This is a genomic window from Kitasatospora sp. NPDC036755 (assembly GCF_040636595.1).
GTDB lineage: Bacteria > Actinomycetota > Actinomycetes > Streptomycetales > Streptomycetaceae > Kitasatospora.
The window spans coordinates 1-9309 of sequence record NZ_JBEZUT010000337.1; the positions used below are offsets into that span (position 1 = coordinate 1).

A 9309-nucleotide genomic window follows, 5' to 3' on the forward strand; every position below is an offset into this window, starting at 1 on the left:
CCTCGCCGCCCAACCCGCCCCGCGGCTTTATCTTGTCCTCTTTTGGCGCCCCCGCCCGCGCCGCGCCGCCCCCCCGCGCGCGCCCCCGGGGGGGGGCGCGGCGCGGTTCCACCGGCTGTGGGACACACTCAGCCGTCGGACGCCCCCGGCCGTCGGATCCGGCCGTGGACGAACGCGGTCCTCAGACGCGACCGGCGATCAGGCCGAGCCGGCCGTCGAAGCGGCGGTAGAGCACCCGGCCCCGGCCGCTGACCGGATGGGCGAAGAACAGGAACGGCAGCTCCGCGCCCGCCAGCCGGTCGACGGCCTGCGTCTCCGTCAGCCGGGGCGCGCCGTGCGGGCTGAGGGTGATCGGCGAGGTCCGCCGGCCGGCCGGGCCGGCGGGGACGGTACGGGCGAGGCGGTAGCCGGTCGGCCCGACCCGGTAGACCACGGCGTCGGTCTCGGTCGCCGGATCGGTGAACAGGTGGATGTCGTAGTCCATCGCGTCCATGGTCCGGGCGGCGGCCTCCGGCGAGCACCACACCAGCGCGGGCTCCTTGCGCCGGACGACCCGGAGCTCGGGGGCGGCCCCGCCGCCCGGACCGGTGGGGGCCGCCGCACGGGGGCCCGGCCAGGGGCGCGGAGCCCAGGCCCCGGTGACGGCCCTGATCCTGCCGCGCAGCGCGTCGCTCACCCGGTCGAGCGAGTCGCCGAGCCCGGCCGCGGCCTCCTGCACGCGGATCCGCCGGCCGTCCACCTCGGCGTTGACCTGCGCCAGCACGCCTCCGGCCACGGCCGCGAACCGGATCCGCAGGGACTCCACCAGCGTCCCCACCCCCGGCGCCGCCGCCGCGGCGGCCACCCGGGCCCGTGCCTCGGCCAGGACCTCGCCGGCCAGCCCTTCGAACGCCCTCACCGTGACCAACTCGCCCATCCCCAGGCCCTTCCACTCCCAGCCGGCGCATACCGGCGACCAGGATCCCGGGGCGCCGGACCGCGCGGCCAGGGCCCAACGGCCCCACCTCGGGGGTCGGGTGGGCCACCCGTGGTCCGGTCCGGCGCCGGCCGGGCCACCCGGGCCGGGCCCGGTCAGTACAGTCGGCCGCGCAGCCAGCTCTTGACCTCCGGGGTGACGGGGTCGGTGATGTCGGCGAACTCCTCGTGCTTCAGCAGGAACTTGGCGACGTACGGGCAGATCGGCACGATCCGCTTGCCGGCCGCGCGGACGTCCGTCAGCGCCTCCTGGACCAGGCGGGAGGCGAGGCCCCGGCCGGCGAAGGCCTCGTCGGTCTCGGTGTGGAAGAAGACGCGCTGCTCCTCGTGGTCCCGGTACTCGGTGAAGCCGGCGAGCTCGCCGTCGACGGAGATCTCGTACCGGTTCCGCTCGTCCGCCCGCTCGACGGCGACGGTGCTGGGAGTGGTCACGGGGTGGCCTTTCGGTCGCGGTGCGTGCCGGGGGAGCGGGGAGGGGCTCCTCCGGCACCGGTCAGCGGGAATCCTGCCAGGTCATCGGGGTGCGGGCGATCCCCGCCCCGGTAGGCCGGGCGGTGTTACGAAGCGCCGGGGCCGGGCAGCCGCCTGTCCACGGACCGGAGGTGACGGCCATGGACGGGCCCGGGCTCTCCCGCCGGGAGCTGCGGATCCTGGTGGAGATCGAGGACGAACTGCGCACGGACGACCGGCTCGACCGGGCGATGCGCACCATGCGGAGGCGGCCCGGCCGGCTGCTCGACCGCGCCCTGGGGGTCGCCGCGCGGGTGCCGGTCGCGGTGCTGTCGGTGCTGCCGGCGCTGTCCGCCGGCCTGCTTCTGGTCGGCGCGGACGCGCACTCAGCCACCGTGCCGGCCGTCTTCGCGCTGGTCTGGGCGCCGACCCTGCTGCTCTCGGCGACCAGGCTGATCGCGCGCCGCCGGGGGCTCCGGCCCTGAACCGCGGGGCCTGCCGCCGCCGCGCAGCTCGCCGATCACCGCCCAGCCGACCGAGACCACCGGCACCGCCACCACCGCGCCCAGGATCCCCGCCAGCACGGTGCCGCCGGCCACCGCCACGGCGATCGCCACCGGGTGGATGCGCACCGACCAGCCGAGCACCAGGGGATGCAGCAGGTGGCCCTCGATCTGGCCGATGATCACGATCAGCGCGAGCACCAGCAGGGCGATCACCGGCCCGCGCGCGGCGAGCGCGACCACGGCGGCGATGGCCAGGGCGATCGGGGATCCGATCAGCGGTACGAGGGTCGCCGCGAACTCCAGCACGATCAGCGGCATCACCAGCGGCACCCGCAGGAGCGCTAGCGCGATGCCCACCAGCACCGCGTTGGAGGCCGCCACGATCAGCACGCCCCGGGTGTAGCCCGCGAAGGTGCGCCAGGCCGCCCGACCGGCGCGTTCCCGCACCGAGCGGCTGCGGGCGGGCAGCTGCTGCTGTACCCAGGCCCACATCCGGTCGCCGGAGTGCAGGAAGAACACCGAGCAGAACACCGCGAGCGCCAGCCCGGTGACCAGCTCGACGATCCGGCCGGCGCCGCTGAGCGCGGTGTTGAGCAGGGCGGAGCGGTGGGCGGAGATGTACTCGCCGATCTTGGCCCGCAGATCGGTGACCGTCCCGGGTCGGAGGTGGAAGGGGGCACGGGTGAGCCAGTGGTCGATCCGGGTGAGACCGCCGCGCAGTTCGTTGCCCAGCCGGCTCCACTCCTCGGCGACGGTGGTGCCGACCAGCGTCAGGATCCCGCCGACGAGCGCGATGGTGCACAGGAAGGTGAGCAGGACGGCGAGCGAGCGGGGCATCGACCGGGCCAGCAGGTCGACCGGCGGGCGCAGCACCGAGGTGATGACCAGCGCGACGAACAGGGCGACGACCGGCAGTTCGAGCCGGGTCAGGACGTCGACGACCAGGAAGGCGGCGAGCCCCAGCAGCACCAGCCGCCAGGTGTACCCGGCGGCGGTCCGGAGCCCGGCGGGGACCCGCTCCCCGGGCGGGACCCGGCCCGGACCGGGCAGTGCGGCGGGGGTGCGGCGCGAGGGCACCCGGGGGCGGCGGCTGCCCAGCGGTACGGGCCTCCGGTCCGGTCCGGCGCCGTTCGCTCCCACGGGTGGTCTCCTCGGGCTCGGCCGGCTGTGCTCTCAGGTCACGATGACCCATGCCGCGGCGCTTCGCTCTGTGGCGTCGCCGGGCCCGGCCGCTCGGGAGCCGGGATGCCGGGCCTGTCCGTGTGTGAGCGCGCCGGTCCGGGGCAGACGCGGTGACGGCACCGGTCGCCCCGGGAGGACCGAGATCCTCCGTGTACAAGCGGTCGGACGAGGGGAGAATCGATGACGCAGGGTGGGAGAGAAGGAGGCCGTGATGAGAAGCCTCAACCGCCGCTACGCGGTGACGCTCCCCGGCCCGATCGGCGGGCACGCCCCGCCGTCCGTCGTCGTCGTGCACGAGACGCAGGTCGTGGGGCCGGACGGCGGCTTCGTCTGGGAGAGCTCGGACGGCTGCCTGCGGGTGGAGATCACCGGCGAGGTGGCCACCGTCCTGGCGGCTCCCGGAACCGGCAGCCGGCACCCGTGCCTGATGGCGGTGCCGCTGCCGTGAGCGCGTGACCGTGACCGTGGCGGCCGCGGACGCGCGCCCGAACGGGTGCCGGAGCGGAGACGGCGGAGGACAGCGGACGGAGCAGCGCGGACGTCGCGAAGGAGGGGTGCCGGGCGAGGTCACCGGGCGCCGGCGGCCAGGGCCTCGCGCACGGTGACCAGGCAGGGGTCGCAGTACCGGTCGGGCCCGGCCGCACCGTCGCCGTCGGCTGCCGGGACGACGCGCTGGGAGGGTTCCAGGAACCGGCCGCAGAGCGAGGACGATGCGTCGTCCTTCGCCACCACGTGCCACACCACGGCGGGCGGGGACACCGCCGGGTCGTGCTCGGCCCACATCTCGTACACGGCGTTACCTCCGGATCGCTGGGGACTCGGTGAGTCCATGCAAACCCGGAGGGTGCCGAACGGCCACCGGGCCAGACCCGGTGGGATGGTTGCGGCCCTACGGAGGCCGGCGCGCGTGGTCACCCGGACCGTCCGGGCGGCGTGGTCACCCGGACCGTCCGGGCGGGCCGGACCCGGTTCGCTCGGGTGAGTCGGCCCGGTCGCGGCCCTGGCCGGCGGCCAGGCGCCGGTGGATCACCACCAGGTCGAGCGCCGCGAGGCCGGCGAACCCGGCGCACAGGGCGGCGAAGAAGGCGTAGGTGCCCTGGTTGGGCACGGGGCCCGGCCCGGCCAGCGCGGCCAGCACGGCGAAGAGCGCCGCCCCCGCGACGAACAGCACCAGGAAGACCCGCGACAGCAGCCGCCGGAGCTCCAGGTCCGAGCGGGCGTTCACGGGTTCGCTGCCCCGGCGCACCGTGGTCTGGGGCCTGAGCTGCGGTGTCGTGCGGCCGGGGCCCTGCGGGGTGTGCGGGAAGTCGTGGCGCTCGCCGCTCCCGGGGCGGGCCCTGCCCCCGTGTCGCGTGCCTGGTCTGCGTTGTACGGCCATGACGGCCCCCGAACGGAGTCGGCCGGTGGTGTTGCGTCGGCGCGCCTACCCAGGTCCGGCGCGCGCACACGTCCAGCGGGTCGCTCGCCCCCGCCGCGGGCCGGCCCGCCCCTGGACGCGGGGGCCGCTCGCCCCCGCTCACCCCTGCTGTTCGAGCCGCAGCCGTACCGCCAGCTGGGGCCCCTGGTCCGTACGGCTCCGCTCCCGCGTCCGGCAGAGCCCCGCGAGGGCGCGCAGCACCCGCTCGACGTCCTCGGGCCTGCCGAGCAGGTCCGCGGTGATCCCGCCGGGCAGCGCGACCGGCGGCCCGGGCGAGCCCGCGGCGTGGGCGTCGAAGGACTGGGAGTGGCTCGCCGAGGGGGTCGGCGCGGCGCCGGCGGGGGCGCGGTGGATCCGGGGTTCGGCCACCACCCGGGTGCCCTCCGAGGTCACGGTGGCGGGGTCCTCCCAGACGTTGCCGATCAGGGTGCGGCCGCGCCCGGTGTGGGTCGGGAAGACGGCCTCCAGCGCGTCGAGCACCGCTTCCGCCGACTCCCGCGGCCCGTCGCCGAGCCGCACCAGCACGTGCCCGGCCGCCAGGGGCAGTCCCATCGCAGCCACCTCCTCCGCCCCGGCGGCCGACCCGCCGACCGGTGTCCTCCCCTCCGTTCTACGGCCGGTCCGCGCGGGCCCGCACCCCGGGGCGCCGGCCGCCAGGGGCGGCCCCGGGGTCCACCGCCCGTCGGGTTCGGCCGCTGTTCAGCGGGGCGTGGCCCGGCGGATGGTCCACGACCAATCCCGGTCCCTACCGTCGGGGCCCACACCACTTCCGGGAGCGAACATGCACGACATCCAGGCGTCCGAGCACGAGTGCGGCTGCCCGCGGACCGCCGACCTCGACGGGGAGGGGCCGGCGGCGGCCGGCCGGCGCCGTTTCCTGCGCGGGGCCGGTCTGCTGGGCGCCGGGGTCGGTACCGCGGGGCTCGGCCTGCTCGGTGCGGTGCCCGCGCAGGCGGCCGGGCCCGAGCCCGCGGCCGGGGCGGGCACGAGGAAGCCGGGGAAGGGCAACGGCAAGGGGAAGGCGCGCTGGCAGCCCGACCCGGACGCCCGGCAGTTCACCGTCGTGGTCATGCCGGACACCCAGTACCTGTTCGACCAGGACCGGATCCACCCCGCGCCGCTGGAGGCCTCGGTCCGCTACGTGCTGGACGGCGGGGTCAACCGGGAGGACGGGACGGACGACAACATCGTCTTCCTGTCCCACCTCGGCGACGTCACCGAGAACGGGCTGGCCGTCGAGTACGCCGCCGTCACCAAGGTGTTCGGCCTGCTGGACGACGCCGGCGCGGCCTACGGCGTGCTCGCCGGCAACCACGACGTCCGCTCCTCGACCGACGACCAGCGCGGCAGCACCCCGTACCTGGAGACCTTCGGCAAGGCCAGGGCCGCCCGCACCTCCGGCTACCGCGGCTCCAGCCCGGACGGCTACAACACCTGCCACGTGTTCCGGGCGGCCGGGCGCGACTGGATGGTGCTCTCGCTGGACTGGCGGCTCTCCGACGCGGGCTTCGCCTGGGCGAACGCGACGATCGCGGCGAACCCCGAGGTGCCGGTGATCCTGACCACCCACGACCTGGCCTACGCGGACGACAGCGGGCGGGCCGAGCTCTCCGACTACGGGAAGCGGCTCTGGGAGCGGCTGATCGACGGCAACGACCAGGTCTTCCTGACCGTCAACGGGCACTACTGGCCGCCCGGGCGCACCGTGCTGAAGAACCGGGCCGGCCACGACGTGCACGTCCACATCACCAACTACCAGGACCGCTACTACGGCGGCGCGGCGATGATCCGGACGTACCGCTTCGACCTCGACCGCGGCACCGTCGACGTGTCGACCTTCTCGCCGTGGATCCAGCAGATCGCGGCCGAGGAGCGCAACGCGCTGGCGGCCCGGCACGCCGAGCTGACCTCGGACGTGGACCGCTTCTCGCTCGCGATCGACTTCGAGCGCCGCTTCGCCGGCTTCGCGCCCGTCCCGCCGCGCCCGGCCCGCCGGGCGGGCGAGCTGCTGGTGCGTGACACGGTGGCCTACTGGCGGTTCGACAACGGCGGCGCGGACGGTGCGGCCGTCTCTCCGCAGCAGGTCGTCAAGGACCTGTCCGGGCAGGGCAACGACCTGCTCTGGCAGAGCGCCCCGGGCACGCCCGACGGTGCGCTCAGCTGGTCGGCCGAGCACCACCCGGACCAGCCGGGCCACGGCAGCCTGCTGTTCAAGGGCACCCGCTCGCCGGTCCGCGGCAGCTACCTCCAGACGGCGCCGGGCGCACCGGTGAACCGGGAGACCTTCGAGCGCGGGTTCACCGTGGAGGCGTTCTTCAAGCTGCCCGCCGACTGGGACTCCGCGCGGAGCCGCTGGTCCGCCCTGCTCAGCCGGTGGGGGACGAGCGGGGAGGCGGGGAAGAACGGGCCCGGGACGGACGCCGACGAGCCGGTCGGGACGCTCAGCCTCTCCGAGGCTCCGGCCCTCCAGTGGTGCGTCTACCCGCTCAACCAGACCGGGGCGTCCACCTGTTGGGGCCACCAGCTGACGCTGGACCGGTGGTGGCACGTCGCGGTGGTCAACGACGGGAAGCTCAGCCGGATGTACGTCGACGGGTGCGAGGTGGCACGCAACCCCTCGACGCCCGCGGTCGGGCTGACCACGCTGGGCCGGCCGTGGATGCTGGGCGGCTACTCCTACGCGGGGGTGCTGGACAAGGTCTTCCACGGGTACGTCGGGGACGTCCGGATCGTTCGGCGGGCGCTGCGGGTGGGCGAGTTCATGACCGCCTGACCGCGCTCCCGCGCGACAACGGACACCGCCGGGCCCGGGAAGGGCCCGGCGGTGCCGTGTCGTGGGGACGGGACGGGGCTGCCGCCCGCCGGGGCGTCAGCCGAGCAGGGTGGCCTCGACCCCGGCGAGCACCGCCGCCAGGCCCTGCTCGAAGCCCGCGTCGAAGTCCTGGAACATCACCCGGCCCGACTCGGCGGCCAGCGGGTGGGCGGCCAGGCGTTCGGCGCGGGCCTCCACGTCGTAGCCCTCCTCGCCGTCGAAGGGGTTGGGGCCCATCGCCTGTTCCTCGACGACGTAGCCGATGGTGTAGCTGTAGGCGGTCTGCCAGGCCCGGGCGGCGGCCGCCGGGGTGAATCCGGCCTCGACCAGGAGCCGCAGCGAGGCGTCCAGGCCGGCCGCGTAGCCGGTGTCGGTGAACCGGGCGCCGCTGTAGACCTTCGCGCCGTCGCGGTAGCGCAGCAGTTCGGCGCGCAGGGTGCGCATGGTTCCCAGGTAGGCCTCCCGCCAGTCGCCCCCCGACCGGGCTTCGGGCGCCCGGTCGGTCATCCGGCGCAGCATCTCGGTGGCCATCTCGTCGAGCAGCGCCTGCTTGTCCTTGAAGTGCCAGTACAGCGCGGGCGCCTTGACGTCGAGGCGGGCGGCGATGGCGCGCAGCGTCAGGCCGTCGAGTCCGGCCTGGTTCAGCAGGTCCAGTGCGGCGTCGACGACCTGGCCGCGGTCGAGCTTGGGGGTTCTCTGCGGGGTCACGGTTGACAGTTTAACGCCGTTAAGTGCAGGCTGTGGGCAACGGCTACTTAACAACGTTAAGGAGGTTGCCGTGGCTCCTCGCGGCATGAACACCGACGTCCTGGTCATCGGCGCCGGGCCCACCGGCCTCGCCCTGGCACTGGACCTCGCCCGGCACGGCGTCGCCGCACTCGTCGTCGAACGCGGCACCGCGCTCTTCCCCGGCTCGCGCGGCAAGGGCCTCCAGCCGCGCACCCTGGAGGTGCTCGACGACTTCGGCGTACTGGACCGGGTCCGCGCGGTGGCCGGGCACTACCCGCCCACCCTGACCTGGCAGGACGGCGAACCGCAGGGCGTGCAGCGGATGTTCGACCCGACCGAGCCCTCCGAGGCCGAGCCGTACACCGAGACGCTGATGCTGCCCCAGTGGCGCACCCAGCAGGTGCTGTACGGGCGGCTGCGCGAGCTCGGCGGCGAGGTCGCGTTCGGCCGGGAACTGGTCGGCCTCGCGCAGGACGAGGAGGGCGTCACCGCCGAGTTCGCCGCCGGGGGACCGGTCCGGGCGCGCTACGCCGTCGCGGCGGACGGCGGACGCTCCACGGTACGGCGGCTGCTCGGCATCGGGATGACCGGCGAGACCGTCGACCCGGACCCGATGCTGGTCGCGGACGTCCGGATCGACGGGCTGGACCGCGAGCACTGGCACGTGTTCCGGGCCGAGGAGGGGCTGCTGGCGATCTGCCCGCTCGGCGGCACCGAGGACTTCCAGCTGGTCGCCCAGTCCCCGGAGGGGGCGGCCGTCGACCTCACCCTGGACGGGCTGCGCCGGGTGGTCGCGGACCGCTCCCACCTGGCCGCCGAACAGGTCACCGAGCTGCGCTGGATCTCCGAGTTCCGCCCGCGCGCGGCGCTCGCCGACCGCTTCCGGGCCGGCCGGGTGTTCCTTGCCGGCGACGCCGCGCACGTCCATTCGCCGGCCGGCGGGCAGGGCCTCAACACCAGTGTCCAGGACGCCTACAACCTGGCCTGGAAGCTGGCCGCGGTGCTCACCGGGCGGGCCGGGGAGCGACTGCTCGACAGCTACGAGGAGGAGCGCCGCGCCAACGCGGCGGCCATGCTGGACCTCTCCACCCGGGTCCACCGCGGCGAGCAGCGCCGCGGCCGGGCGACCCAGCAACTCGACCTCGGCTACCGGGAGTCCGCGCTCTCGCAGGAGACCCGCCCGGACCTCCCGGCGGACGCGCTGCGGGCCGGCGACCGGGCCCCGGACGGCCGCCGCG

General features: G+C 75.5%; 11 protein-coding genes. 4 read left to right on the top strand and 7 right to left on the bottom strand.

The window, feature by feature from the left end:
* Positions 1 to 181: 181 nt before the first annotated feature.
* Both AB0E96_RS33980 and AB0E96_RS33985 read right to left on the bottom strand, forming a co-directional pair.
* On the bottom strand, positions 182 to 916 hold the full coding sequence (locus AB0E96_RS33980; protein ID WP_359829649.1) for a sigma 54 modulation/S30EA ribosomal C-terminal domain-containing protein: 735 nt from the start codon (positions 914 to 916) through the stop codon (positions 182 to 184).
* Between the two features lie 155 nt (positions 917 to 1071).
* Positions 1072 to 1407 (bottom strand): GNAT family N-acetyltransferase, encoded by a 336-nt coding sequence (locus AB0E96_RS33985; RefSeq protein WP_359829650.1) that lies wholly within the window; start codon positions 1405 to 1407, stop codon positions 1072 to 1074.
* A gap of 179 nt (positions 1408 to 1586) precedes the next feature.
* On the opposite strand from AB0E96_RS33985, the gene AB0E96_RS33990 reads away from it, so the two are divergent.
* On the top strand, positions 1587 to 1910 hold the full coding sequence (locus AB0E96_RS33990; protein WP_359829651.1) for a hypothetical protein: 324 nt from the start codon (positions 1587 to 1589) through the stop codon (positions 1908 to 1910).
* Here the strand turns inward: AB0E96_RS33990 and AB0E96_RS33995 are convergent.
* Positions 1812 to 3071, bottom strand: coding sequence for an AI-2E family transporter (locus AB0E96_RS33995; RefSeq protein ID WP_359829652.1), 1260 nt, complete (start codon positions 3069 to 3071; stop codon positions 1812 to 1814). The genes AB0E96_RS33990 and AB0E96_RS33995 overlap by 99 nt on opposite strands.
* A gap of 253 nt (positions 3072 to 3324) precedes the next feature.
* Between AB0E96_RS33995 and AB0E96_RS34000 the strand changes: the two genes are divergently transcribed.
* A complete protein-coding gene (locus tag AB0E96_RS34000) occupies positions 3325 to 3561 on the top strand; it encodes a DUF6296 family protein (RefSeq protein WP_359829653.1) in 237 nt (78 codons plus the stop codon).
* A 119-nt stretch (positions 3562 to 3680) separates the two neighbouring features.
* Here the strand turns inward: AB0E96_RS34000 and AB0E96_RS34005 are convergent, their stop codons facing one another.
* The 3 genes from AB0E96_RS34005 to AB0E96_RS34015 form a co-directional block, all read right to left on the bottom strand.
* A complete protein-coding gene (locus AB0E96_RS34005) occupies positions 3681 to 3905 on the bottom strand; it encodes a hypothetical protein (RefSeq protein ID WP_359829654.1) in 225 nt (74 codons plus the stop codon).
* Between the two features lie 145 nt (positions 3906 to 4050).
* A complete protein-coding gene (locus AB0E96_RS34010; RefSeq protein WP_359829655.1) occupies positions 4051 to 4491 on the bottom strand; it encodes a DUF6343 family protein in 441 nt (146 codons plus the stop codon).
* 138 nt (positions 4492 to 4629) lie between these two features.
* Positions 4630 to 5082: a hypothetical protein gene (locus AB0E96_RS34015; protein ID WP_359829656.1), complete on the bottom strand. Its 453-nt coding sequence runs from the start codon at positions 5080 to 5082 to the stop codon at positions 4630 to 4632.
* A 229-nt stretch (positions 5083 to 5311) separates the two neighbouring features.
* On the opposite strand from AB0E96_RS34015, the gene AB0E96_RS34020 reads away from it, so the two are divergent.
* A complete protein-coding gene (locus AB0E96_RS34020) occupies positions 5312 to 7303 on the top strand; it encodes a LamG-like jellyroll fold domain-containing protein (RefSeq protein ID WP_359829657.1) in 1992 nt (663 codons plus the stop codon).
* Between the two features lie 96 nt (positions 7304 to 7399).
* On the opposite strand, the gene AB0E96_RS34025 is transcribed toward AB0E96_RS34020, so the two are convergent.
* Positions 7400 to 8050, bottom strand: coding sequence for a TetR/AcrR family transcriptional regulator C-terminal domain-containing protein (locus tag AB0E96_RS34025; protein WP_359829658.1), 651 nt, complete (start codon positions 8048 to 8050; stop codon positions 7400 to 7402).
* 85 nt (positions 8051 to 8135) lie between these two features.
* Here AB0E96_RS34025 and AB0E96_RS34030 point away from each other — a divergent pair.
* Positions 8136 to 9309 (top strand): FAD-dependent monooxygenase (locus tag AB0E96_RS34030; protein ID WP_359829659.1); only part of this gene is annotated, 1174 nt, incomplete at its 3' end.